The organism is Marinobacter lipolyticus SM19, from assembly GCF_000397065.2.
Classification (GTDB): Bacteria; Pseudomonadota; Gammaproteobacteria; order Pseudomonadales; family Oleiphilaceae; genus Marinobacter; species Marinobacter lipolyticus.
In genome coordinates, this window is sequence record NZ_KE007326.1 from 498,991 (window position 1) to 523,206 (window position 24,216).

Here is a 24,216-nt window from a genome sequence, read left to right on the forward strand (position 1 = left end):
TTCAGGTACGGTATTCTGCGTTAATGGTGACGTAATCGTGAGAAAAATCGCAGGTCCAGACCCGCTCCATGACCGCGCCCCGCTTGAGATCGATGGCAATGGTGATTTCTTCACGATCCATCACGGCTTGTCCGCGCTCTTCGGAATAATCGTCGGCGCGCCCCCCGTTGCGAACAAGACAGACGTCCCCGAGGTAGATTTCCAGAGCATTGAGATCCAGTCCCGCTACTCCGGCGCGACCAACCGCTGCAAGAATGCGTCCCCAGTTGGGATCGGAGGCAAACAGCGCGGTCTTGACCAGCGGCGAGTGAGCGACAGTGTAAGCGACATCCAGAGCCTCTTGCTGACTGGCCGCCTGACTTACCTCGATGGTAACGAACTTGGTGGCACCTTCACCGTCACGCACAATGGCGTGGGCCAGATCCAGGTATACCTGCTTCAACGCCGCACGCAACGTCGGCAGCAACGGGCTGTCCGATGTGATTTCCGGACCGCTGTATTGGCCGCTGGCAATCAGCATACAGGCGTCGTTCGTGGAGGTATCACCATCAATGGTGATGCGGTTGAAGGACTCCTCCCCCAATTCCGAAGCCAGGGCCGTCAGCACATCCGGTGCAATATTGGCATCGGTGGCAATAAAGCCCAGCATGGTGGCCATATTAGGGCGAATCATCCCGGCCCCCTTACTGATGCCGGAGATCGATACCGTGTGACCGTCCAGATTTACCTGACAGGAAGCCCCCTTGGGACGCGTGTCGGTGGTCATGATGCCGGATGCCGCCTCCGCCCAGCGCCCCATATCGGTGTCGGCTACGACAGCAGGCAACGCGGAGACGATCTTGTCCACCGGCAACGGCTCTCCGATGACACCAGTCGAGAATGGCAGCACCTCTGTGGCATCAACCCCCGCAGCGCTCGCCAAAGCCTGACAACAGCTCAGTGCGTCTTTCATGCCTTGCTCACCAGTACCGGCGTTGGCATTTCCGGTATTGATCAGCAGGTATCGTGGCGCACGCTGGGCAAGATGCTGGCGGCTCACGTTGACCGGAGCGGCGCAGAACTGGTTCTGGGTAAATATGCCGGCCACACGACTCTCCGGGGCCAGCTCAAAGACCACCAGGTCCTTGCGTCCCGGCTTCTTGATGCCTGCGCTGCCAATGCCAAGCCTGACACCGGGGATCGGGAAAAATTCGGGCAAGGTACCGGGACCTACCGCCATGCTGCCTCTCCTTAAACTGATCAGAAATCCATAACTGTTTAACAAAAAACCCGCAGCCTGACAGCGTCAGGTGCGGGTCATCTGGTTCACTGTGTTGTTGCCAGGTATTAGCTGACCTTACCGCAACACTGTTTGTACTTCTTACCGGACCCGCAGGGACAGGGCTCGTTTCGCCCCACCTTTCGCTCCTGTCGGACGAAGGTTTCCGGTGTTCCCTGCGGGTTGCCCTCCCGGCTTTCTTCGTTCTGTTTCTGCGCAGTGGCGCTGGTCTCATCGTGCTGCAACTTGGCCCGGGCCAGCTCCTGCTCCAACTCCTGCTTGCGACGACGCTCGACCTCTTCCATCTCCTCACGGCTCTGGACACGCACGTGGCACAATACCCGGGTAACATCCCGTTTCATGGTCTCAAGCATGGTCTCAAACAGGTTGAAGGCCTCACGCTTGTATTCCTGCTTTGGATTTTTCTGGGCATAACCGCGCAGATGGATACCACGGCGCAGGTGATCCATGTTGGACAGGTGCTCTTTCCAGAGTGTATCCAGCACCTGCAGGAAGACCTGCTTCTCGAACTTGCGCATGGACTCGGCGCCGGCTACCTCTTCCTTGGCCTGGTATTCACCCACGATGGCATCCAGAATCCTCTGGCGCAGACTCTCTTCATAGAGCTTGCTGTCTTCGTCCAGCCACTTCTGAATTGGCAGGTCGATGGCCATTTCCGACTGTAACTGAGATTCAAGACCCGGCACATCCCACTGCTCCGGCATGCTTTGCGGCGGAATGTATTCGCTGACCAATGAATCCACGACGTCTTCACGGATGGTGTTAATCATCTCGGAAATGTCTTCCGAAGACATAACTTCGTTACGCTGTTCATAAATGACGGTACGCTGGTCATTGGCAACGTCATCATACTCCAGCAGGGTTTTCCGCATATCAAAGTTGCGGCCTTCTACCTTGCGCTGGGACTTCTCGATAGCGTTAGTCACCATCCTGTGCTCGATGGCCTCGCCCTTTTTCATCCCCATGGCCTGCATCAGGCTCTTGACCCGATCCGGAGCAAAGATGCGCATCAGGTTATCTTCCAGGGACAGGAAGAAGCGGGAGGAGCCGGGATCGCCCTGACGGCCGGCACGGCCGCGAAGCTGATTATCAATTCGACGGGATTCGTGGCGCTCGGTACCGACAATATGCAAACCGCCAGCATCCAGCACCTGGTTGTGGCGCTCGGTCCATTCCGCCTTGATGCGGGCAACTTCTTCCTCGGTCGGGCTCTCCATACCCGCGACCTCAAACTCCCAATTACCACCCAGAACGATGTCCGTACCTCGACCCGCCATGTTAGTGGCGATGGTTACCGCACCCGGGCGACCGGCCTGGGCAATAATCTGGGCTTCACTCTCATGTTGCTTGGCGTTGAGAATCTTGTGCTCAATTCGTGCCTTCTTGAGCAGCATTGACAGCAACTCGGAGGCTTCGATCGAAGCGGTGCCTACCAGAATGGGCCGACCTTCCGACGTCACGTCCTTGATTTCATCTATGATCGCGTGGAACTTCTCTTCCTGTGTCAGGTAGATCAGGTCGTTGTAATCAATACGCTGAATCGGTTTGTTGGGCGGGATGACCACCACGTCCAGGCCATAAATCTGGCGAAATTCGAACGCTTCGGTATCGGCGGTACCGGTCATGCCGGCAAGTTTCTCATACAACCGGAAATAGTTCTGGAATGTGGTCGAGGCCAGGGTCTGACTCTCGGCCTGAATGCGCACCCCTTCCTTGGCTTCAATCGCCTGATGCAGGCCTTCGCTCCAGCGACGGCCCGGCATGGTACGGCCGGTGTGTTCATCAACGATAACCACCTGATCACCCTGGACGATGTAGTCGACATCTTTCTGGAACAGGTGATGGGCACGCAGAGCGGAATGCACGTGATGCAGAAGACTCAGATTGGCGGCGGAATAGAGGCTCTCCCCGTCCTTCAGCAGGCCACGTTCGAGTAACAGTTCTTCTACTTTTTCATGGCCGACTTCGGTGAGTTCAACCTGACGGGACTTTTCATCAATCGTAAAGTCACCGGTGGGCTCCCCCTCTTCACTCTCCTCACCTTTTTCCAGGTTCGGGATCAGAGTGTTGATTGCCTGATAAAGCCTGGAACTGTCCTCTGCGGCACCTGAGATGATCAGCGGAGTGCGCGCCTCGTCGATCAGGATAGAGTCCACTTCATCGACTATCGCATAGTGAAGGCCACGCTGAACCTTATCCTCGGTGCTGAACGCCATGTTGTCGCGCAGGTAGTCAAAACCGAATTCATTATTGGTGCCGTAGGTGATGTCCGCCTGGTAGGCCGTGCGCTTTTCTTCCGGCGCCTGGCCGGCAACGACGACCCCCACCTGAAGACCAAGGAAGCGATACAGCTTGCCCATCCACTCCGCATCACGACGGGCCAGGTAATCGTTCACCGTGACCACATGAACCCCCTTGCCCGGGAGCGCGTTCAGATATACGGACGCGGTAGCTACCAGGGTTTTACCCTCACCGGTTTTCATTTCCGCTATGTGACCTTCGTGCAGGGTAATACCACCAATCAACTGGACGTCGTAATGGCGCATACCCATGACTCGGCGACTGGCCTCGCGGACGGTAGCAAAAGCCTCTGGCAGGAGAGCGTCAAGCTTTTCCCCTTCATCAAGACGGCGACGGAATTCAGCGGTCTTGCCTTGCAACTCGGTATCGGACAAACGGCCAAACTGCTCTTCAAGTTCGTTAACACGCATAACTTCCTTGCGCATTCTCTTCACTTCTCTGGCGTTTTTACTGCCGAACATCTTCGTTGCAAGCTTTGTGAACATAGACCAATGCTTCTTTGATTAATCGGAGGAAGCCGGCATTCTAACCTTATTTGCCGACAGTACAAAAGGCAGGGCTCACACCGGCATGAATTGCGGCCGAATTACTCCCCTGCCCGGGGGTAGCGCCCTGATATTACGGAAGTGGATCTGAAAGCGAAAGACACGGGGCCACAAGACAGGCCCCGTCGTGAAGAATCAGCGACTGGCGCGCTGGATGTAGGTTTCCGGGTTTTCGGCTTTACCGTTACGGATAACTTCAAAGTGCACATGAGGACCGGTTGAACGGCCTGTGCTGCCCATTAACGCGACGACCTGCCCCTTCTGCACAACATCACCAACATCAACCTTGACGGACTTTGCGTGAGCATAACGGGTAACCAGGCCATCGCCATGATCAACCTCCACCAGGTTGCCATAGCCATAACGCTTGTCGGCGTAGGTCACGACACCGCCTGCGACCGCAATAATATCGCTACCGTCCTTGCCGGCCAGGTCAACCCCGGAATGCCAGGTGCGCTTACCCGTGAAGGGATCCGAACGGTACCCGTAGCGAGAAGACAGCCAGCCCCAGGTAATCGGTCGACCTTCAACAAACAGTTCATCTTCAAGCTTCTTGCGGGAAGCCAGCTGATCCAGCAAACGAAGCTGTTGTTCCCGATCATCAATGAGCCGCGACAACTGATCAATCATGCTCGTGAGCTCCGGTGCGGTATAGGAATCACCGGAAAGCCCGTCACCTTCCGGACCACCCACCGCGGCCGGCTGATCAAAATTAAACTCATCGCTGGCCACCAGGCCGGACTCAACGAATCGCTGACCCAAAGCATCCAGCCGTAGCAGACGGCCCTGCATTTCACCCAACCTCAAAGTCAGCGCATCAATCTGCCGCTGAACATTGTGCTCTATCTGGGCAAGCTCGGTTTTCTGGTGTTTGAGCTTGGCTTTCCATTCGACCACCAACTCCGAAGGTGAAGGTTTTGCTGCTTCCGCCTGACTGACAGCAACCCGGTAACCGGACCAGCCTGCCAATACCAACAAAGCAAGAACAACCAACACCAGACCGGCTGCGACCGGGGCATTTATTGCGACCACTCTTGATTTGCCGTGGTGCTTGCCAACGAAAATTATATTCATATCGTCTTCTGGTTTCATAGAAGAGCCGCAACCTGATCCTGTAGTGTTGCGCCTCAGACGTTCTGGCCGGGCCTGCTATCCTTAGCAACAACTACGCGTTGAAATACTCGCAGCCGCCCGTGGACATATACACATAAGACAATGTAAAAAGAGTGTAATACAGGCACTGCTTCCAAACCGTGCCGAAGTGTAACCAATCGTAACCGGAGTCGTCGAGAAAAACTGCGGCCATGAAAAAGAAATCGGACACCAAGATCACCCCGGATAGCTTCCGCAGAGCCCCCGTACTTCGCGAATTGATGAACAAGGCCGAACTTCATCAGCAGGCAGAAGCTGTAGTATTGGGAACGCTGCCCATGCACCTGGCGACCGGCACACGATTCGTCAGTTGCCAGGAGGGCGAGCTCGTGCTGTCAGCTGAAACCGCCGGGACGGCGAGTCAAATCCGTTTCCGCCAACACGAAATTATGGAGAACCTCCGAAAGGAAGAGTTATTCCGTTTCGTATGGAAACTGAAGGTGAAGGTCGCGCCGCCACGCTTCCGCGAAGAACCCAAAGTGGAAAAAATGCCCCTCAGCAAAGAAAATGCCCGACTTCTTAAAGAAGAAGCCGGGCACACGAAGGACAAACAATTACGCGAGGTTCTCGAAAAACTCGCAAGCCACGTCCGGGATTAAAGCATCCAGCTTTAAACCTGGGCCGCCAGCACAGGTTTCATATACGAAATCGGGGCAGTGGCCTCGTCGTCGAAGGTCACCACTTCCCACGCATCCTCTTCCGCCCTGAGCTTGCGCAGCAGCTTGTTATTCAGGTCGTGTCCGGACTTGATGCCACGGAACTCACCAATCAGGCTGTTGCCCAGCAGGTAAAGGTCGCCGATGGCGTCCAGCACCTTGTGCTTGACGAACTCGTCATCATAACGGAGACCATCCTCGTTAAGAATCTTGTAGTCATCAACCACGATGGCATTATCCACACTGCCACCCAGCGCCAGATTCATCGCACGCAGCTTTTCGATATCACGCATGAAACCGAAAGTGCGAGCGCGACTGACTTCCTTCACAAAGGATGTGCTGGAGAAGTCAACAGTAGCCGTCTGGGCGCGCCCCTTGAAAACAGGGTGATCAAAATCGATCCCGAAGCTGACCTTGAAGCCTTCAAACGGCAGGAAGGTTGCTTTCTTGTCGCCTTCCTCAATGGTCACTTCGCGCTTAATGCGGATAAAACGCTTGGCGGCTTCCTGCTCGGCAATGCCGGCAGACTGCAACAGGAACACAAAAGGACCAGCAGAGCCGTCCATAATGGGTACCTCGGCAGCACTGAGCTCCACAAAGCAGTTATCAATTCCGAGACCAGCCATGGCCGACAGCAGGTGCTCTATTGTTGCCACACGGACACCGTTTTTCACCAGCGTCGTGGACAGCATGGTCTCACCCACATTCTCCGCACAAGCCCGGATCTCAACCATCGGGTCGAGGTCAGTCCGGCGGAAAATGATCCCTGAATCCACAGGAGCCGGCTTCAGGGTCAGATAAACTTTCTCACCCGAATGCAAGCCAACACCGGTGGCACGGATGGTGTTTTTAAGTGTCCGTTGTCTGATCATCGGTACATATTTCCGTCACAATTTTACGGTATTCTGGGCAAATTTCTGCCCGGAAGATACCAGAAAACAAGACTGAATACCATTTAACCAACCCGGCATTACCGAATTGTCATCCAGCGTCTCGGCTGAACTGGCACACAGAGCGCGTCAGGCGGCGCAACGAATTGCGTATCCACCCGTTAGTTGCAACAGATTATCAGTCAGCCTGACGGCGAAGGAATGCGGGAATATCGAGATAGTCGACACCCTGTTCTTCGCTTTCCTTGCTCTGGTCGATGGCTACATTACCATGAGCAACCGCACGGCGACGTAGCACTGCGGGCCGATCAAGCTGATTGTAATCTGTGGTTCCGTCCAGGGTACGAGTGTTGTCCACTACCTTGGTCGGCTTCTCGCGGTCACCACCGAGGCCTGTTGCGACCACGGTAACCTTCAGTTCGTCGGTCATTTCCGGATCGATCACGGTGCCCACAACAACAGTGGCAGAATCCGATGCGAATTCGCGCACAATATCGCCAACCTCGGAGAATTCGCCCAGGTTGAGGTCCATGCCGGCGGTGATATTGACCAGGATGCCCTTGGCGCCCTGCAGGTTGATATCTTCCAGAAGCGGGCTGCGTACCGCGGCTTCGGCCGCTTCACGGGCACGGTTCTCACCGGTGGCACGGGCAGTGCCCATCATCGCCATGCCCATCTCGGACATCACAGTTTTCACGTCGGCAAAGTCGACGTTGATCATGCCGTTACGGGTAATCAGGTCGGCAATACCCTGAACCGCACCCAACAACACGTCGTTGGCTGCTGCGAACGCATCCAGCAGGCTGGTTTTCTTGCCCATGACCGCCAGCAATTTCTCGTTGGGAATGGTGATCAGGGAGTCAACGCTCTCCTCCAGCTCTTTCAGGCCGGATTCAGCGACACTCATGCGCTTGCCACCCTCAAACTGGAATGGCTTGGTGACTACGGCCACGGTCAGGATACCCAGCTCGCGGGCAACCTCTGCAACGACCGGCGCTGCACCAGTGCCGGTACCACCGCCCATGCCGGCAGTGATAAAGACCATATCGGCACCCTTGATGGCTTCCGCCACCCGGTCACGGTCTTCCAGGGCCGACTGACGACCCACTTCAGGGTTGGCTCCGGCGCCCAGACCTTTGGTGATGTTGCCGCCAAGCTGGATGATCTGGCGGGCATCCATGTCGGTCAGGGCCTGTGCATCAGTATTGGCGCAGATAAACTCCACACCTTCAATGTCACTGTTAAGCATGTGGCGTACAGCGTTACCGCCGCCTCCACCTACACCCACTACTTTAATGACAGCGTTTTGCTGGACATTATCGACGAGTTCAAACATTCCCCTACTCCTTCGTGCTGTTTTCAGCCTTTTCCAGGCTGTTTGTTCGAGATTGTGTTTTCGAGATACCTTCGTTACTTGCCTTGCTACCAGCCCGGCCCGTCAGAACTGACCGGTAAACCAGGCCTTCATGCGCTCAAACAGCGAGGGTGTGTCTTCACCCTTGAGCACCGGTGTCCGCCCCAGATCCATCTGGCGGAAACCATGGATCAACAACCCCACGCCGGTGGCGTAGATCGGATTGTTGACCACCTCCGTCATGCCGGAGACTGCCTGCGGACAGGCCAGGCGAACCGGCATGTGGAAGATTTCTTCAGCCAGCTCCACCACCCCTTCCATGGTGGAGGAACCGCCTGTAATTACGATGCCTGCGGGGATCAGGTCCTCAAATCCGGACCGACGCAACTCCGACTGCACGAGGGTAAACAGTTCCTCGTAACGGGGCTCAACCACCTCGGCCAGCGCCTGGCGTGACAGATCCCGCGGTGCGCGGTCTCCCACGCTGGGCACCTTGATGGTTTCATCCGCACCGGCCAGCTGGGTCAGCGCGCAGGCATACTTGATCTTGATTTCTTCGGCATTCTGCGTCGGCGTGCGCAGAGCCATGGCAATGTCATTGGTAACCTGATCACCAGCTATGGGAATCACTGCCGTATGACGAATCGCACCGCCTGTAAAAACGGCGATGTCGGTGGTTCCGCCACCGATATCGACGACACACACACCCAGTTCCTTTTCGTCTTCGGTCAGGATCGCGTGGCTCGAAGCCAGCTGCTCAAGGATGATGTCATCCACCTCCAGGCCGCAGCGTTTCACACATTTTTCGATGTTCTGGGCAGCATTCACCGCACAGGTCACCAGGTGAACCTTGGCTTCCAGGCGCACGCCGGACATGCCCATGGGCTCCTTGATACCTTCCTGGCTGTCGATGACAAATTCCTGCGGCAGGATGTGCAGGATCTTCTGGTCCGCCGGAATGGCAACGGCCTGAGCGGCGTCAATCACCCGGTCGATGTCCGCCTGAGTGACCTCCCGGTCACGGATGGCGACAATGCCGTGGGAGTTCAGACTCTTGATGTGGCTGCCGGCGATGCCGGCATACACCGAATGAATCCGACACCCTGCCATGAGTTCGGCCTCTTCCACTGCGCGCTGGATGGCCTGCACAGTGGTTTCGATATTGACCACCACACCACGTTTCAGCCCCCGTGACGGATGCGAGCCAATGCCCACTACCTCAATGGTCCCGTCCATCTTGCGCTTGCCGACAATCGCAACCACCTTTGAGGTTCCGATATCGAGGCCGACAATCATGTTTTCCGTTTCAACCGATGACATGTGTTCCACCAAACCGTAGGTCTGTATTTGACGTTGCTATGATTTTGATCCGGAGCCGGTTAACTTGTCCGACTTCCACTTAACCGCCACACCATTGGTGTAACGGGCATCCACCTGACTGACCTCGTCCGCACGGGATATCAGCCGGCTTTCATACACCGTGAGAAAGCGCGCAAAGCGCTCCTCCACCTGATCACGACCCAGAACGACCTCGATGCCGTTTGCCAGGCTCAGTGTCCAGGCTCCCCGCTGTTCCAGGGTCAGGCCGGCAAAGCCAAGCCCATGCCCAGCCAGGGTGTCGCTCATGGTCCGCGCCATGCTTATCACATCTCTCACCCGCTCATCGGGCCCCGCCAGCCTTGGCAGACGGCCGGCCACTTCCGGGTTATCCGGAGAGAAAAGCTCTCCAGTGCGACTTACCAGGCGATTGCTGTTCCAGTAAGCCAGCGGTTTCTTCTCACGAATTTCAATCTCGAGTCGATCCGGCCAGAGTCGACGAACCGCCGCCGACTCTACCCAGGGACGCCGCTCCAGTTCGTTCTTGATCTCAGACAGATCGGTTGCAAAAAAACTCTTTCCGATCCAGTCACCCGCCTTGCGCTCAAGGTCGGTGCGGTTTTCGCCCACCAGAGTCCCGGTCACATCAATGGCCAGAATCTGACGATCCATCGCACTCAACACCTGACTGGTACCCCACGGCACCATTGCCGCCAGCAGAACAATGGCCGCTCCCATACCAACTTGCAGCCAGGGCACAGCCGCCAGTACAGCCTTCAACAATCCGAACCGTTGCCGCTCTGGCCCCAGGGTCGTTGCCCCGCGCCGACGAGGGGGGTCGGGCGGTATCGCCCGAGTCCGGATCAGAAGGTTGTCAAGCATGGCCATCCTCCAGTGTGTCCTTGAGAATCCGTACCACCAGTTCTTCGAAGCTGATACCCGCCGCCCTGGCTGCCATTGGCACCAGGCTGTGGTCCGTCATCCCCGGAACGGTATTCACTTCCAGCAACCAGAAACCGCCGTCACGATCCTGCATGATGTCCACCCGGCCCCAGGTACGGCAGCCAATGACCCGGAATGCGTCCAGTGCCAGGTGCTGCAACTCCAGTTCCGTGTCCGGATCCAGACCACAGGGAATGCGGTAATTGGTATCATCCGCCAGATATTTCGCCTCGTAGTCGTAGAACACGTGATCGGTACTCAGTCCGATGGCCGGCAACGCCTGGTCCTGCAGCAGGCTAACGGTAAATTCCGGACCCTCGATCCACTCCTCCACCAACACCAGCGAATCCAGGGCACTGGCTTCCTGGTAGGCCTCAACGAGTTCTTCGCGACTGGTCACCTTGCGAATACCTATACTCGATCCTTCACGGGAAGGCTTGACGCTCAGCGGTAGTGACAGGTCACGGAGTATGTCATCTGCCTCATTCACCGCGCCCATAGCCCGGAATCGGGGCGTGGGCAGACCACAGCCTTCAAACACGTACTTGGTTCGCAGCTTGTCCATGGCAAGCGCAGACGCCAGCATTTCACTGCCGGTGTACGGAATTCCGGCTTGGGACAGGATCGCCTGGAGTGTCCCGTCCTCGCCTCCACGTCCGTGAAGCGCAATGAACACCCGGTCGAATTCCGGGTTGTCCACAGTGCGCAACAGACAGCCCTGAACATCCACGCCATAGGCATCCACGCCTGCCGACTGCAACGCGGCCAATACCGCGTGACCGCTTTTCAGGGAAACCTCACGCTCCGCCGAATCACCACCCATGAACACAGCCACTCGACCGAGCGCCCGGACCGTCTCCGGTGGCGCCTGATAACCCTGTGTATCCATGCGCTTTGCATCACTCACTGGCAATCACTCCCGCCGCCGCCAGGCGCGCAGCAACGCCACCAATATCCCCTGCACCCTGGGTAATCAGCAGATCCCCATCACGCAGCGTATTGGCCAGCAATCGTTCAATTTCGTTGTTGTCTTCGACAAACACCGGCTCTACATTCCCGCGCTGACGAATGCTTCGGCACAGAGCCCGCCCATCGGCACCCGGTATGGCTGGCTCGCCAGCCGAGTACACGTCCATCAGCAACAGTCCGTCCACTTCCGAAAGCACCCGCACGAAGTCTTCATACAGATCCCGCGTACGGGTAAAGCGATGGGGCTGATACAACATGACCAGCCTTCGATCCGGCCAAGCATCGTGTGCCGCGCGGATGACCGCTTCCACTTCGGTCGGGTGATGACCGTAATCGTCCACCAGGGTGATGGTGCCGTTGGGGGTCTGGTAGTCTCCGTAGACCTGGAAGCGACGACCTACGCCGGCAAACCCGGCCAGCCCCCGGCAAATGGCATCGTCGTCGACACCTTCATCGGTGGCCACGGCAATCGCCGCCAACGCGTTGAGTACGTTGTGACGCCCCGGCATCTTGAGCTCTACCTGCAAGTCCTTGCGGCCACCCGGTCGACGGACCAGGAAATGGGTGCGTAGACCGTCGGAGCTGATCTGTTCTGCTCGATAATCCGCATCGGGGTTATCAATGCCATAGGTGATAATCGCGCGGGAAATACGTGGAATTACTTCACGCACGTAGCCGTCATCCACGCACATCACCGCCACGCCGTAGAAAGGCAGGTTGTGGAGAAAGTCCACAAACGTCTGCTTCAGCCGCTCAACATCACCGCCATAGGTATCCATATGATCGGCTTCAATATTGGTCACCACGGAAATGACCGGAGTCAGGTGAAGGAATGAAGCATCGCTTTCATCCGCCTCCGCCACCAGGTACCTGGATCCGCCCAATTGCGCGTTGGTGCCGGCACTGTTCAGCTTTCCGCCGATCACAAACGTGGGATCAAGCCCGGCCTCACCCAGTACTGATGCGATCAGACTGGTCGTTGTGGTCTTACCGTGGGTGCCGGCTACGGCTATGCCGTGGCGATAGCGCATGATTTCCGCCAACATCTCGGCCCGGGGAACGATGGGTACCCGTCGGTTACGAGCCGACGCTACCTCCGGGTTATCGCCGGAAACGGCGGTGGATACCACCACCACATCGGCCTTGGCACTGTTCTCTTCCCGGTGGCCGATGTGTACTTCTACTCCCATGGCCTTCAGGCGATCCGTTACCGCACCTTCACGAATGTCGGAGCCGGAGACGTCGTATCCCTGGTTCTTGAGAACTTCGGCAATACCACTCATGCCGGCACCACCAATACCCACAAAGTGAATATGGCGAATACGGCGCATTTCCGGCACCTGATAGACCAGCGGCGGATTGGTTGCATCAGCCATTGGCGGCCTCCAGACAATAATTCACGACTCTCTCCGTTGCATCCGGGCGAGCCAGCGATCTCGCTGCCTTCGCCATGTTCAATACCCGGGACCGGTCTCTGACCATGTCCCGCAGTGTCTCTGCCAGCGATTCGGGGTTCAGTTTCGATTGCGGTACCAGAACCGCAGCCTGGGCGTTTACCATCTGCTGGCCGTTCATGGTCTGGTGATCATCCACGGCATGGGGGAATGGCACGAGGATCGCTCCCAGTCCCGCCACGCAAAGCTCGGATACCGTCAGGGCTCCGGAGCGACACACCACAAGGTCCGCCCAGCTGTAGGCTTCCGCCATGTCCCTGATAAACGGCTCCACGGATGCCTCTATACCCTGATGCTCGTAGGCATTACGAGCGGCTTCCACATTTTTTTCGCCACACTGATGGCGCACCACTGGCCGATCGCCTTCCGCGAGTTTCGCCAGCGCTTCAGGAACCTGTTGATTGAAAACCTGAGCCCCAAGGCTGCCGCCGACGACCAGCAGACGCAGCGGCCCTTCCCGGTCCGCCATGCGCTCTTCCGGTACCGCCAGTTCGGCCAGGTCCTGACGCACCGGATTTCCGGTACAACGAGTCACCACCCTGGCGCCGAAACTGCCCGGGAAAGCCTCCAGAACCGTTTCCGCAAAACGCACAAGAATCCGGTTGGTCATACCTGCCACGGCATTCTGTTCATGTACCACCAACGGGATCCGATTCAGCCAGGCGGCAACACCGCCCGGACCGGTCACGAAGCCTCCCATGCCCACCACACAATCGGGCCGGATTTTGCGGACCACAGAAAAGGCCTCACCAAGCCCCCGCATCAGGCGGAACGGTGCCAGCAACAAGGCCAACTTGCCTTTACCCCGCAATCCAGAGATATGGATGAGGGAGAGCAGAATATCCGTCTCTCCGATCAGGCGCTCTTCCATGCCGCCGGCAGAACCAAGCCAGAACACCTCGTGCCCTTTCTCCTGCAGGGCACGGGCGGTCGCCAGCGCAGGGAACACATGCCCGCCAGTGCCGCCAGCCATCATCAGAAAACGACGCTTGTCACTCATACACAGCGCCTCCTCTGACCTTTTTCCCGGTTTTCTCCTGCTCCAACCGTGCCCGGTCGAGGCGCTCCATTTCCACGCGCGCCAGAATACCGAGGGAAATGCAGGTGATCATCAGGCTTGATCCGCCGTAACTGACCAGTGGCAGAGTCAGCCCCTTGGTCGGGAGCAAGCCGGTGCTAACGGACATATTGATCCCTGCCTGTAAACCGATGAGTAATGTGATGCCATACGAAAAGCAGGCAGCAAACGGCATGTTGGCCAACTCAGCGCGACGGGCGATCACAAAGCCGGTTATTACCAGTACCGCAAACATCGCCAGCACGATCAACGAGCCCAGCAGCCCGAACTCCTCGGCAATAATGGCGAAAATAAAGTCAGTGTGTGCCTCGGGCAGATAGAACAGCTTCTGTATGGAGTTGCCCAATCCGACACCCGCCCACTCACCGCGCCCAAAGGCAATCAGGGACTGGGTGAGCTGATAGCCACTGTCGAACTGGTCCTTCCAGGGATCGAGGTAGCTGACAACTCGCTTGAGACGGTATGGCTGCGTTGTGACCAGTATCACGCCCAGTCCCACCAGAATCCCTATGAGCGGCATAAACCGGGTCAGCTTGACACCACTCAGGAATATCATTCCCGCAGCCGCCGTCACCAGCACCACGGTTGCACCGAAATCCGGCTGAATCACCAGCAACATGGAAGCAAAACCAAGCACGACCAGTGGCTTGAGAAATCCCGGCCAGGTGTTGAGCAGCTCCTCACGGCGACGAACCACATACCCCGCCAGGTACGCAATCAGACATAACTTGGCGACTTCCGATACCTGGACATTGAACAACCCGAATGGGATCCAGCGAGTAGAGCCGTTAACGGTTCGCCCCAGCGGAGTCAATACCAGTATCAACACCAGCAAACCGACACCGAGCAGCAGCCAACCGCTTCGCTCCCACCAGGAGACCGGTACGTTCACAGCGACAAGGGCCAGAAAACATCCGATCCCGGCAAATATCAGCTGCCGGATAACATAGTGGTAACTGTTACCCACCGTTTCCGCGGCCATGTCCATGGAAGCAGAGGAAATCATGACCACCCCCATGACCAGCAGGGATACCGAGCTGATGATCAGCAACGGCAATGGCCGCAATTCGCTGAGCAGTTGCTGCTGATTCGGGAGAGTGAGCCTGGCTTGCATCACAACCCCTCCACCTGTTGCCGGAACTGGTCACCGCGGTCACTGTAATCACGGAACATGTCAAAACTCGCGCAGGCAGGGGATAACAATACCCGGTCACCGGGCTGCGCCAGGCTTGCCGCCTGAGCGACCGCCTCCGCCATCGTTTGTGCGTTAGAGACCGGGGCGGCCGTACCAATGTTGTCCGCAATGCGGTTGGCATCCCGGCCGATCAGTACAACTGCGCGGCAATGCAGGGTAACCGGAGCTTCAAGTGGCGAGAAATCAGCGCCCTTGCTATCGCCGCCCGCAATCAGAACAATCTTGCCGCTGGCCGGGACCAGGCTCTCAATGGCGGCGACGGTTGCGCCAACGTTGGTGCCCTTGGAGTCATTGATATAATCCACATCGTTGACCCGGCGTATGAATTCGCAGCGATGCGGCAGGCCCCGGAACTCCCTGACAACCGACAGCATCGTCTCCATCGGCAACCCTGCCGCCTGACCCAGTGCCAGCGCCGCCATGACGTTACTGATGTTGTGGCGGCCAAGAAGTTTGAGATCTTCCGCCAGCAACAGATTGTCAAATCCGAAAGTAATCCAGGTGCCCTGGTCGTCTTCGCGGGTGCTGAAGGTGTCCGGATTCACGCGGTGAAAGCCAAAACACAGGAACCGGAGGTTATCCCGCGCCATGGGTGTACTCAGCGCATCATCCAGATTCACAATGGCGTTCTTGCAACCACGGAAAATCCGTTGTTTGGCCTGGAAATACTCCATCTTGGACGGATACCGGTCCATATGATCGTCGCTGACATTGAGCACCGTAGCCGCCAGGGCGTTGAGCTCTTCCGTGGTTTCCAGTTGGAAGCTGGAAAGCTCCAGGACATATAAATCGGCGTCTCGCCCCAGAAGATCGAGAGCCGGCGTGCCAATGTTGCCGCCCACTTCGACCCTGCGACCTGCAGCACGCGCCATATCACCCACCAGCGTGGTCACTGTGGTTTTACCGTTGGATCCCGTAATCGCAACGATGGGGGCATCTGCCGCTTGCGCGAACAGGTCGATATCCCCGCGTACCTGCGCACCTTTGGCTACTGCAGCGCGAATGGCGGGTATTTCAACGCTGACGCCCGGGCTGACGATAAGCTCGTTAAAGGTGGCAAAAAGCTCGCTGTCAAACGGCCCGGTATGTACCGGAACATCCGGCCAGCCGGATTTGAGCTCATCCAGCCCTGGCGGGTTTTCCCGGCTGTCAGCCACGGCGATCTCCCGCCCCTGGGCGCACAGATAGCGCACGCAGGAAAGCCCGGTCTTACCGAGCCCCACGACCAATGTGCGACGATCTGACACGATGACACTCATAGAGACGCCATTCCCCTATCGCAATTTCAGACTGGCAAGGCCAATCAGAACCAGAACCACGGTAACCACCCAGAACCGCACGATGACTCGCGGTTCAGGCCAGCCCTTCAATTCGAAATGGTGGTGCAACGGTGCCATGCGGAAAATTCTCCGCCCGGTTAACCGGTATGACGCCACTTGCAGGATGACCGAGATGGTTTCCATGACGAACACGCCACCCATGATAAACAGGACAATCTCCTGGCGGACGATCACAGCCACAACGCCCAAGGCTGCGCCCAGTGCCAGCGCGCCCACATCCCCCATGAATACTTGAGCCGGATAGGTGTTGAACCAGAGAAAGCCGAGGCCGGCGCCAACCAGGGCACCACAGAACACAATCAACTCGCCGGTTCCCGGCAGATGGGGGATGAGCAGGTAATCGGCAAACTGGGCGTGACCAGACAGGTAGGCAAACAAACCGAGCGCACCCGCCACCATCACGGTTGGCATAATCGCCAGCCCATCCAACCCATCGGTCAGATTGACCGCATTGCTGCTCCCCACGATCACGAAATACGTCAGTAAAATGAAAATCACCGGTCCAAGAGTCAGCGATACATTCTTGAAGAATGGCAAATACAGCGACGTTTCCTGCGGCAGTGAAGAACTGAAGAACAGCACCATCGCAGCTGCCGCGCCGATCAGGGATTGCCAGAAGTATTTCCAGCGAGCCGGAAGCCCCCGCGGATTACGCTCAACAACTTTGCGGTAGTCATCCACCCAACCAATCGCGCCAAACAGCAGGGTCACCAGAATTGTCACCCATACATAGCGATTGCCGAGATCCGCCCACAGCAACGTACTGACACCAATGGCAACCAGGATCAGCGCGCCCCCCATTGTTGGCGTCCCGGCCTTGCTCAAGTGCGTCTGCGGACCATCATCACGTACCGATTGACCAATCTGGTACTGACTCAGCTTGCGAATCATCACCGGACCAATAAGCAATGAGATTGCCAGAGCGGTCAACGTGCCCAGAATCCCACGCAATGTCAGGTACTGAAACACCGTCAGGGCTGTAAAATGTTGCGATAGAATCTCTGTCAGCCAGAGCAGCATGAGTTATTCACCTTTTCTTTCATTCCCTCCACCACGCGATCCATGGCGGAACTGCGAGAACCCTTGACCAGAATGGTCATCGGAAACTGCGGGCCGGCTAACAGACGGTCCACGGCGTCTTCGTGGGAAGCACACACCTCGGCGGACTGCCCAAAACCTTCTATATAACCTTCACACCCCGGCCCAACGACCAACAGGCGCTCTACTCCCTGCTCACGGGCACAAACGCCCACTTCACGATGCAACGCCCGGCTATCGGGCCCGAGTTCTGCCATAGCGCCAAGCACTGCCGCCCGAATCCCGGGCCTTGCTGCGAGCACACCAATGGCGGCCTTCATGGACGACGGGTTGGCGTTGTAGCTGTCATCAATCAGCACCAGCTCCGCAGACAACTCAATCATCTGCAAACGACCTTTAACGGCGGCCAGGGCCTGCAAGCCTTGCTGGATGGCCTCATGCGTTGCACCGAGCTCACGGGTAGCCGCAATAGCCAGAAGCGCGTTAGTGATGTTGTGTTCACCGCTCAACGCCAGCTGGACGCTACACTGCCAGTCATCGGGTCCGTGTGCGATGAAACTTTGTCCATGGATATCAACGCTGACTGCCGAGGGATAATAATCTGCCGGACCGCCGGCCTTACCGCTGACTGCAGTCACCTTCCGCCCGCCAGCCCGCTGCCGCCAGATGCCAAAAGCAGGGTCGTCACCATTAAGGACAACCAGCCCGTTGGCGCCAACGCCATCAATAATCTCGCCTTTGGCCTGGACGATGTTCTCGTAACTGCCAAACCCCTCCAGGTGCGCCTGGCCTGCATTGGTCAGGATGGCCACGTCCGGCCGGGTAATGGCGACGGTATGGGCGATTTCTCCCAGACCGCTGGCCCCCAGCTCAATGGCGGCAAAGCGGTGCCCCTTTTCCAGCCGGAACAGGGTCAGTGGAACACCAATGTGATTGTTCAAGTTGCCTTCCGTCGAAAGCGTGGAGCCCATCTGCGTCAGAATGGACGCGACCATCTCCCGGACCGTGGTTTTACCACTGCTGCCGGTAATAGCCACGAAACGGGCCTGGCTCTCATTCCTGTTGCCAGCAGCGAGTTGTGCCAGCGCATCAACAGTGTCGCTGACAACCATCTGGGGAAGGTCCACCGACGTGTCTTCGGTATCCACAATGGCTCCAACGGCTCCCGACTCCCTGGCCTTCGCCAGGAACTGGTGTCCGTCAAAGTTGTCGCCCCGCAATGCCACAAACAGATCCCCGCGACCGATCTTGCGGGTATCGGTAGACACACCCGAGAAAGTTCGCTGGACTGCATCTCCAAAGCGACACTGCCCCCCGGTCCATGCGACAGCGTCAGCCAGCGAGAAGGCGCGCATCATGCCACACCTCCATTGAGTTGCAGGATGTGCTGAACCTGCTCTGCATCACTGAAGTGCACGCGCTGGCCTGCCGTTTCCTGATAGGTCTCATGGCCCTTGCCAGCGATCAGCACTATGTCGCCTTCGCCCGCCTGCCGTATGGTGCGGGCAATCGCCTCGGCACGGTCGTGAATCACCGCGACCTGATCCGGGTTCTCAAATCCACTGCAGATTTCCCTGGCGATCGCGTCCGGATGCTCGCCCCGGGGGTTGTCGTCAGTCACAACAACGACATCAGCCGCTTTTTCGGCCTCCACGGCCATTTCCGGGCGCTTGCCACTATCACGATCACCACCGCAACCGAACACACAAAACAGGCGCCCCGTGACATGGGGCTTCAGCGCCGCCAATGCATTCGCCAGTGCATCCGGAGTGTGAGCATAATCCACCACGACCCTTACGCCATTGGCACCAGAAAACGGTTCCAGGCGGCCAGGCGGCGGCTGTAAAGTCTCGACAGCTCTCTGTACGCGCTCAACCGGTACGCCCAGGCTCAATACAGCGGCCATGGATGCCAGTACGTTGCTGGCATTGAAGCTCCCCATCAACGGTACATTGACGTCGAACGCGCCCCACTCGCCATCCACGGATGCGGTAAAGCCGTGAAGGGTCGGTTCGAACCCGGTCAGCCACAGCTCAGTCTGGGCCTCGTGGAGGCTATAGCGTACCCGGTCGCATTTGCCCTCGAGTTGGTCATACAGCTGACGTCCGAACGGATCATCGAAATTCACAACCGCGTAGTGCAGTTCCTCGCGTTCAAAAAGCCTCGCCTTGGCCGCTCCATAGGATTCCATTGAGCCGTGGTAATCGAGGTGGTCCCGGGTCAGGTTGGTAAACACCGCTCCCGTCATCGTGAGGCGGTCAATCCTGCCCTGATCCAGCGCATGAGATGACACCTCCATCGCCGCTGCGCGCCCACCCTGTTTCAATATCCGTGACAGAACTCGATTGACCTGAACCACATCCGGCGTCGTGTGGGAAGCCACCTGCAGCGCGCCTGGCATGCCATAGCCCAGGGTACCCAACAACCCGCACGGGGTGCCGGTCTGCTGCAACAGCTGTGCGATATAGTGACTGACCGACGTTTTACCATTGGTTCCAGTTACTCCGATCAGTCGCAAGCGCTGAGAGGGATGCTCGAAAAATCGATCAGCGATCTTTCCCAGCTTACTTCGCAGCCCAACAACCGGCACAATGAGTGCGCCGCGGTGTTCCCGACATTCCCCGGGCTCATCGGCCTCAAGAATAATGACGGTGGCACCGGCGGCCACCGCCTGATCCACATAGTGGTCCGCGGTCGTTCGACTGCCCGCCAGAGCGATGAACGCATCCCCCGACGTCACCTGCCGGCTGTCCGTCTGCAAACCGTGTATCGTCACGTCAAAAACGGACGGCACCGGCGCTATACCCTGTAACAATGTGCTGAGTGATGTGATACACATAACCCTACCCCCGCTCCTCGGGTGTTTTCGGCCCTGCTGGCACTTCACCGACTTCCAGTTCCGGTTTCACATTCAGCAGCCGCAATGCATCACTCATGACTCTGGCAAATACCGGCGCCGCAACTTCGCCGCCGTAGTATTCGCCGGATTGAGGTGCATCCACCGCCACCACTGTTACGATTCTCGGATGATCAATGGGCGCCATTCCGGCAAAAATGGCCTTGTATTGACTGTCTTCGTAACCGCCCTTACCCACCAGATGTACGGTGCCGGTCTTGCCGCCGGCAGAATAGAATCCAGGCTGCGCACGTTTACCGGTACCGTTCTCGACCACCTCGCGCAGCATTTCCCGTACTTGAAATGAGACCTTCTCGGAAAGCACACGTTCCCCGACCGGTCGCTCATCCCGCTTCATCAAACTCAATGGATAGCGAATACCGCCATTGGCCAGCACCATGTACGCCTGGGCCAGTTGCAGTGCATTCACACTCATGCCGTAGCCATAAGACAGTGTCGCTTCTTCAACGGGTCGCCATTTGGGTGGCGCCGGCAATACGCCCACCGCCTCACCGGGGAAGCCAATTCCTGTGGGCTGCCCGATACCGAGGCGGGAGTACAGGTTGCGGATGACGTCACCGCCCAACTCTGTCGCAATCTTGCTCATCCCCACATTGCTGGACTTGGCAATGATACCGGTGACCCCAAGGACGCCGTAGTTGTGACTGTCACGGATGGTAAAACGACCAAAGCGCCGGTAACCCGGCGCTGTATCAATGGTGCTGTTGAGATTGTATTTTCCCGACTCCAGGGCCGCTGCCATGGCGACCGGCTTCATGGTCGATCCCGGCTCAAACAAGTCCGTAATGGCCCTGTTTCTCAGCTTGTCCGCGCTTAGCTGACTACGATCGTTGGGGTTGTATGACCCTTGATTCACCATCGCCAATACTTCACCAGTATCGACATCCAGCATAACCAGGGTTCCACCCCGGGCGCTGTGAGCCTCCACGACCGCCTTGAGCTCACGGTATGCCAGATATTGCAGCCGCAGGTCGATACTCAACGCCAGATCGCGACCAGGCCGGGCATCGCGGATCAACGTCAGATCTTTGATCACCCGACCGCGATTGTCCTTGAGCACCCGCTTACGGCCTTTTTCACCACTGAGCCACTGGTTATAAGCCAGCTCAATCCCTTCCTGGCCATTTTCATCAATGTTCGCAAACCCGACCACATGGGAGGTGACCTCGCCTGCCGGATAATACCGACGGTACTCCTGGCGGCTGTAGATACCCGGGATCTCTAAAGCCAATGCGCGCTCAGCCAGTCCCGGCTGAATCTTGCGACGCAGGTACATGAACTCACGACCCTCGTAGGTCACCAGCCGCTGCCTCAGTCGCGCCTCACTGATATCGAGCAAACGCGCCAGATGTGACAATTTGGGCTCTTCCGGATCGAGTTCCGAAGGGTTGGCCCACACCGTCTGCACCGGTGTACTGACGGCCAGGGATTCCCCGTGACGGTCAGTAATGACACCCCGGTGGGCGTCTATGGACTCCACGCGAATGGTGCGCACATCCCCCTGCTTCCGCAGGAATTCATTATCAACAATGTGCAGGTCGACCAGACGCCAGCCAATCACCCCAACCACCAACAGGAAAACACCCAGCACGGAGCCGTAGCGCCAGGCTTTCAGCCCGGCAGCCAGTCGCTGACTCCACGTTGAGTTCTTTCCCTGATCGGACAAAACAGTCACCCTGAGTTAGTTGTTGTCAGTATTCAAAGGCCTGCTACCGGCGCCATCAGTGGCACCAGCACAATATCCTCTTTGCCAGGCACAACCATGCCGAAGCGCTGTGCGGCAAGACTTTCAACCCGACTGTGCGCACTCAGCGCACTTTGCTCCAGCAACAGCTGGCTCCATTCGCGCTGGTACTGGTCCCGTTCACCCTGAAGCTGCGACAAGGTATTGAACAACTCCCGATTCTTGTGAGCGCTCACTACCACGCCAATGGACGACACAACCAAAAGCCCGACCAATGCAACGGATATCAACACCTGTTTCTGCTGCAGCGACTCAAACACCTGCTGCGACACACGAACGGCACTCGCCAATCCGTCCTTGACCTTCTGCTTATTCAACCCGGCGGTTTTAACCGCCGGCTCAATTGCCACGGCGCCCATAGTCACGCGCTCCCTTGCAAACCCTGTTTGTTGTGAACACGCTCAAGCACCCGCATAACTGCACTTCGTGCCCGAACGTTATCGCTTACTTCTTCTGTATTAGCTTTACTGGCCTTACCAATTAAACGAAACTCCGACGCTTCCTGGGCAGCGGTCACCGGCACACCTTTTGGCAACCTGGGCCCACGCGCCAGATCGCGCATAAACCGTTTGACCAACCGATCTTCCAGCGAGTGGAAACTGATCACCACCAGGCGCCCGCCTGGCGCGAGCCGCTCTACCGCCGAAGCCAGCCCTACCTCCAGATCTTCCAATTCCCGGTTGATGAAAATCCGGATCGCCTGGAATGTCCGCGTGGCGGGGTGCTTGTTTTTTTCCTTCTTCGGAACAGCCTGGCTGACCAATTCAGCCAACTCCCGAGTAGTTTGCAGCGGCGCCTCCTGACGACGCTCCACCACCCGGCGAGCGATGCGCCGGGAAAAGCGCTCTTCGCCGTACTGGTAGATCACATCCGCAATCTCACGCTCGTCCGCTTCCGCCAACCATTGCGCTGCACTGGGCTCCTGTTCGGGATTCATGCGCATGTCCAGTGGACCGTCGCGCATAAAGCTGAAGCCCCGGGCGGCATCATCCAGTTGCGGCGATGACACACCAAGATCCAGCAAAACGCCGTTGACCGCCTCCCAGCCTTGTTCCCCGATCGCTGCGTCAAGCTCCGCGAAAGAGCCGTGATAACAGCAGAATCGAGCGTCCTCGGAAGCCAGCTCCCGGGCTACGCGAATCGCCTCCGGGTCCTTGTCGATTCCCAGCAAGCGGCCGTTCTCTCCCAGCTTCCCGAGTACAAGCCGGCTGTGGCCACCTCGACCAAAGGTGCCATCGACATATAAACCATCGGGGTCATTAACCAGGTAATCGACCGCCGAATCCAGGAGCACGGAGCGATGCGAGTACTTCTGGCCCGCAGTCCCCCGCTTGCGTTCGGAGGTCATAGGGAAAGGGCCTCCATCTCTGGCGGCATTTCATCGTCATCCGAAGATTCATCCAGCCAGGCGAACCAGCGCTCCTCACTCCAGAGCTCAAGTTTTTTACCCTGCCCGATCAGCATCAGCTTTTTCTCCAGGTGCGCATAGCTGCGCAACGTGGGCGGCACCAGGATTCGCCCGGCACCATCCAGTTCCATCGGCGCAGCGTTACCGAGAATCAGGCGCTGCAACCGGCGAGCGGCTTTGTTCATGTTGGGAAGTGCTTCAACCTTGGGCCGGAGAATCTCCCACTCTGGTTCCGGATACACCAACAGGCAGCGCTCCTCGTCAGCATTGGCAGTCAATACAATGCGGCCACCACAGGCTTGCGCAAGCTCTTCGCGCACCCTGGCGGGGATCGCAAGGCGACCCTTCGCATCCATATTGATGGCATGACTGCCAAGAAAGTTGCTCATTTGCACCGACTCTGGGGTTCAGAAACCAAAAAAAACCACTAAAAACCACTTTTTCCCACTTGTGCACACTATAGAAACACGCAATACACAATGCAAGCGCCGCTAACGGCGTCGCACCTGCAAAAGTTCCTTTTATGACAAGAGGTTACAGGCGAAGACTCGCCAAGAGGGGCAAATTACGAAAAAGAAAGACAGAAAAATCAGTCACCTGCAAAAAGAACTGCAGATGAAAAATGAGGTTTAAGATT

General features: G+C 57.5%; 20 protein-coding genes. 1 reads left to right on the forward strand and 19 read right to left on the reverse strand.

Translation table 11 applies throughout. The annotated features are described in order from the left end of the window. Position 1: 1 nt before the first annotated feature. The 3 genes from argJ to MARLIPOL_RS14455 form a co-directional block, all read right to left on the reverse strand. Positions 2-1,219: a bifunctional glutamate N-acetyltransferase/amino-acid acetyltransferase ArgJ gene (argJ, locus tag MARLIPOL_RS14445; protein WP_012138970.1), complete on the reverse strand. Its 1,218-nt coding sequence runs from the start codon at positions 1,217-1,219 to the stop codon at positions 2-4. A gap of 107 nt (positions 1,220-1,326) precedes the next feature. Continuing rightward, positions 1,327-4,065 carry a preprotein translocase subunit SecA gene (secA, locus tag MARLIPOL_RS14450; RefSeq protein WP_012138971.1) on the reverse strand — a complete coding sequence of 913 codons (2,739 nt, stop codon included), beginning with the start codon at positions 4,063-4,065 and terminating at the stop codon, positions 1,327-1,329. Between the two features lie 195 nt (positions 4,066-4,260). Next, a complete protein-coding gene (locus tag MARLIPOL_RS14455; protein WP_012138972.1) occupies positions 4,261-5,217 on the reverse strand; it encodes a M23 family metallopeptidase in 957 nt (318 codons plus the stop codon). A 212-nt stretch (positions 5,218-5,429) separates the two neighbouring features. On the opposite strand from MARLIPOL_RS14455, the gene MARLIPOL_RS14460 reads away from it, so the two are divergent. Then, entirely contained in the window at positions 5,430-5,876 is a 447-nt protein-coding gene (locus MARLIPOL_RS14460; RefSeq protein ID WP_012138973.1) for a DciA family protein, read from the forward strand. Positions 5,877-5,887: 11 nt separating this feature from the next. Here the strand turns inward: MARLIPOL_RS14460 and lpxC are convergent, their stop codons facing one another. From lpxC to mraZ, 16 genes are all read right to left on the reverse strand, one after another. Continuing rightward, positions 5,888-6,805 (reverse strand): UDP-3-O-acyl-N-acetylglucosamine deacetylase, encoded by a 918-nt coding sequence (gene lpxC / locus MARLIPOL_RS14465; protein WP_012138974.1) that lies wholly within the window; start codon positions 6,803-6,805, stop codon positions 5,888-5,890. A 196-nt stretch (positions 6,806-7,001) separates the two neighbouring features. Further along, on the reverse strand, positions 7,002-8,159 hold the full coding sequence (ftsZ, locus tag MARLIPOL_RS14470) for a cell division protein FtsZ (protein ID WP_012138975.1): 1,158 nt from the start codon (positions 8,157-8,159) through the stop codon (positions 7,002-7,004). Between the two features lie 102 nt (positions 8,160-8,261). Further along, a complete protein-coding gene (gene ftsA, locus MARLIPOL_RS14475) occupies positions 8,262-9,497 on the reverse strand; it encodes a cell division protein FtsA (protein ID WP_012138976.1) in 1,236 nt (411 codons plus the stop codon). A 36-nt stretch (positions 9,498-9,533) separates the two neighbouring features. Further along, positions 9,534-10,376, reverse strand: coding sequence for a cell division protein FtsQ/DivIB (locus MARLIPOL_RS14480; protein WP_036191724.1), 843 nt, complete (start codon positions 10,374-10,376; stop codon positions 9,534-9,536). Further along, positions 10,369-11,325 carry a D-alanine--D-alanine ligase gene (locus tag MARLIPOL_RS14485; RefSeq protein ID WP_051123157.1) on the reverse strand — a complete coding sequence of 319 codons (957 nt, stop codon included), beginning with the start codon at positions 11,323-11,325 and terminating at the stop codon, positions 10,369-10,371. Before MARLIPOL_RS14485 ends, MARLIPOL_RS14480 begins: the two co-directional genes overlap by 8 nt. A gap of 10 nt (positions 11,326-11,335) precedes the next feature. Continuing rightward, complete coding sequence (gene murC / locus MARLIPOL_RS14490; protein WP_012138979.1) at positions 11,336-12,781, reverse strand: UDP-N-acetylmuramate--L-alanine ligase; 1,446 nt, start codon at positions 12,779-12,781, stop codon at positions 11,336-11,338. Beyond that, on the reverse strand, positions 12,774-13,859 hold the full coding sequence (murG, locus tag MARLIPOL_RS14495; protein WP_012138980.1) for an undecaprenyldiphospho-muramoylpentapeptide beta-N-acetylglucosaminyltransferase: 1,086 nt from the start codon (positions 13,857-13,859) through the stop codon (positions 12,774-12,776). Before murG ends, murC begins: the two co-directional genes overlap by 8 nt. After that, complete coding sequence (gene ftsW / locus MARLIPOL_RS14500) at positions 13,852-15,051, reverse strand: putative lipid II flippase FtsW (protein WP_012138981.1); 1,200 nt, start codon at positions 15,049-15,051, stop codon at positions 13,852-13,854. The genes murG and ftsW overlap by 8 nt, the downstream gene beginning before the upstream one ends. Further along, a complete protein-coding gene (murD, locus tag MARLIPOL_RS14505; protein WP_012138982.1) occupies positions 15,051-16,391 on the reverse strand; it encodes a UDP-N-acetylmuramoyl-L-alanine--D-glutamate ligase in 1,341 nt (446 codons plus the stop codon). The genes ftsW and murD overlap by 1 nt, the downstream gene beginning before the upstream one ends. A gap of 15 nt (positions 16,392-16,406) precedes the next feature. Beyond that, positions 16,407-17,492: a phospho-N-acetylmuramoyl-pentapeptide-transferase gene (gene mraY, locus MARLIPOL_RS14510; protein ID WP_012138983.1), complete on the reverse strand. Its 1,086-nt coding sequence runs from the start codon at positions 17,490-17,492 to the stop codon at positions 16,407-16,409. Next, entirely contained in the window at positions 17,477-18,868 is a 1,392-nt protein-coding gene (locus MARLIPOL_RS14515; protein ID WP_012138984.1) for a UDP-N-acetylmuramoyl-tripeptide--D-alanyl-D-alanine ligase, read from the reverse strand. Before MARLIPOL_RS14515 ends, mraY begins: the two co-directional genes overlap by 16 nt. After that, a complete protein-coding gene (locus MARLIPOL_RS14520; protein WP_012138985.1) occupies positions 18,865-20,349 on the reverse strand; it encodes a UDP-N-acetylmuramoyl-L-alanyl-D-glutamate--2,6-diaminopimelate ligase in 1,485 nt (494 codons plus the stop codon). Before MARLIPOL_RS14520 ends, MARLIPOL_RS14515 begins: the two co-directional genes overlap by 4 nt. A 4-nt stretch (positions 20,350-20,353) precedes the next feature. After that, entirely contained in the window at positions 20,354-22,093 is a 1,740-nt protein-coding gene (locus tag MARLIPOL_RS14525; protein ID WP_012138986.1) for a peptidoglycan D,D-transpeptidase FtsI family protein, read from the reverse strand. A gap of 32 nt (positions 22,094-22,125) precedes the next feature. Then, entirely contained in the window at positions 22,126-22,530 is a 405-nt protein-coding gene (ftsL, locus tag MARLIPOL_RS14530; protein WP_012138987.1) for a cell division protein FtsL, read from the reverse strand. Between the two features lie 2 nt (positions 22,531-22,532). Next, positions 22,533-23,519, reverse strand: coding sequence for a 16S rRNA (cytosine(1402)-N(4))-methyltransferase RsmH (gene rsmH, locus MARLIPOL_RS14535; protein ID WP_012138988.1), 987 nt, complete (start codon positions 23,517-23,519; stop codon positions 22,533-22,535). Beyond that, positions 23,516-23,968, reverse strand: coding sequence for a division/cell wall cluster transcriptional repressor MraZ (gene mraZ / locus MARLIPOL_RS14540; RefSeq protein ID WP_012138989.1), 453 nt, complete (start codon positions 23,966-23,968; stop codon positions 23,516-23,518). The genes rsmH and mraZ overlap by 4 nt, the downstream gene beginning before the upstream one ends. Positions 23,969-24,216: the final 248 nt, after the last annotated feature.

Excerpts from the sequence above, each read along its gene's own strand:
- argJ (WP_012138970.1), bottom strand. The coding sequence starts at position 1,219 with ATGGCGGTAGGTCCCGGTACCTTGCCCGAATTTTTCCCGATCCCCGGT.
- secA (WP_012138971.1), bottom strand. The coding sequence starts at position 4,065 with ATGTTCACAAAGCTTGCAACGAAGATGTTCGGCAGTAAAAACGCCAGA.
- MARLIPOL_RS14455 (WP_012138972.1), bottom strand. The coding sequence starts at position 5,217 with ATGAAACCAGAAGACGATATGAATATAATTTTCGTTGGCAAGCACCAC.
- MARLIPOL_RS14460 (WP_012138973.1), top strand. The coding sequence starts at position 5,430 with ATGAAAAAGAAATCGGACACCAAGATCACCCCGGATAGCTTCCGCAGA.
- lpxC (WP_012138974.1), bottom strand. The coding sequence starts at position 6,805 with ATGATCAGACAACGGACACTTAAAAACACCATCCGTGCCACCGGTGTT.
- ftsZ (WP_012138975.1), bottom strand. The coding sequence starts at position 8,159 with ATGTTTGAACTCGTCGATAATGTCCAGCAAAACGCTGTCATTAAAGTA.
- ftsA (WP_012138976.1), bottom strand. The coding sequence starts at position 9,497 with ATGTCATCGGTTGAAACGGAAAACATGATTGTCGGCCTCGATATCGGA.
- MARLIPOL_RS14480 (WP_036191724.1), bottom strand. The coding sequence starts at position 10,376 with ATGCTTGACAACCTTCTGATCCGGACTCGGGCGATACCGCCCGACCCC.
- MARLIPOL_RS14485 (WP_051123157.1), bottom strand. The coding sequence starts at position 11,325 with ATGGATACACAGGGTTATCAGGCGCCACCGGAGACGGTCCGGGCGCTC.
- murC (WP_012138979.1), bottom strand. The coding sequence starts at position 12,781 with ATGGCTGATGCAACCAATCCGCCGCTGGTCTATCAGGTGCCGGAAATG.
- murG (WP_012138980.1), bottom strand. The coding sequence starts at position 13,859 with ATGAGTGACAAGCGTCGTTTTCTGATGATGGCTGGCGGCACTGGCGGG.
- ftsW (WP_012138981.1), bottom strand. The coding sequence starts at position 15,051 with ATGCAAGCCAGGCTCACTCTCCCGAATCAGCAGCAACTGCTCAGCGAA.
- murD (WP_012138982.1), bottom strand. The coding sequence starts at position 16,391 with ATGAGTGTCATCGTGTCAGATCGTCGCACATTGGTCGTGGGGCTCGGT.
- mraY (WP_012138983.1), bottom strand. The coding sequence starts at position 17,492 with ATGCTGCTCTGGCTGACAGAGATTCTATCGCAACATTTTACAGCCCTG.
- MARLIPOL_RS14515 (WP_012138984.1), bottom strand. The coding sequence starts at position 18,868 with ATGATGCGCGCCTTCTCGCTGGCTGACGCTGTCGCATGGACCGGGGGG.
- MARLIPOL_RS14520 (WP_012138985.1), bottom strand. The coding sequence starts at position 20,349 with ATGTGTATCACATCACTCAGCACATTGTTACAGGGTATAGCGCCGGTG.
- ftsL (WP_012138987.1), bottom strand. The coding sequence starts at position 22,530 with ATGGGCGCCGTGGCAATTGAGCCGGCGGTTAAAACCGCCGGGTTGAAT.
- rsmH (WP_012138988.1), bottom strand. The coding sequence starts at position 23,519 with ATGACCTCCGAACGCAAGCGGGGGACTGCGGGCCAGAAGTACTCGCAT.
- mraZ (WP_012138989.1), bottom strand. The coding sequence starts at position 23,968 with ATGAGCAACTTTCTTGGCAGTCATGCCATCAATATGGATGCGAAGGGT.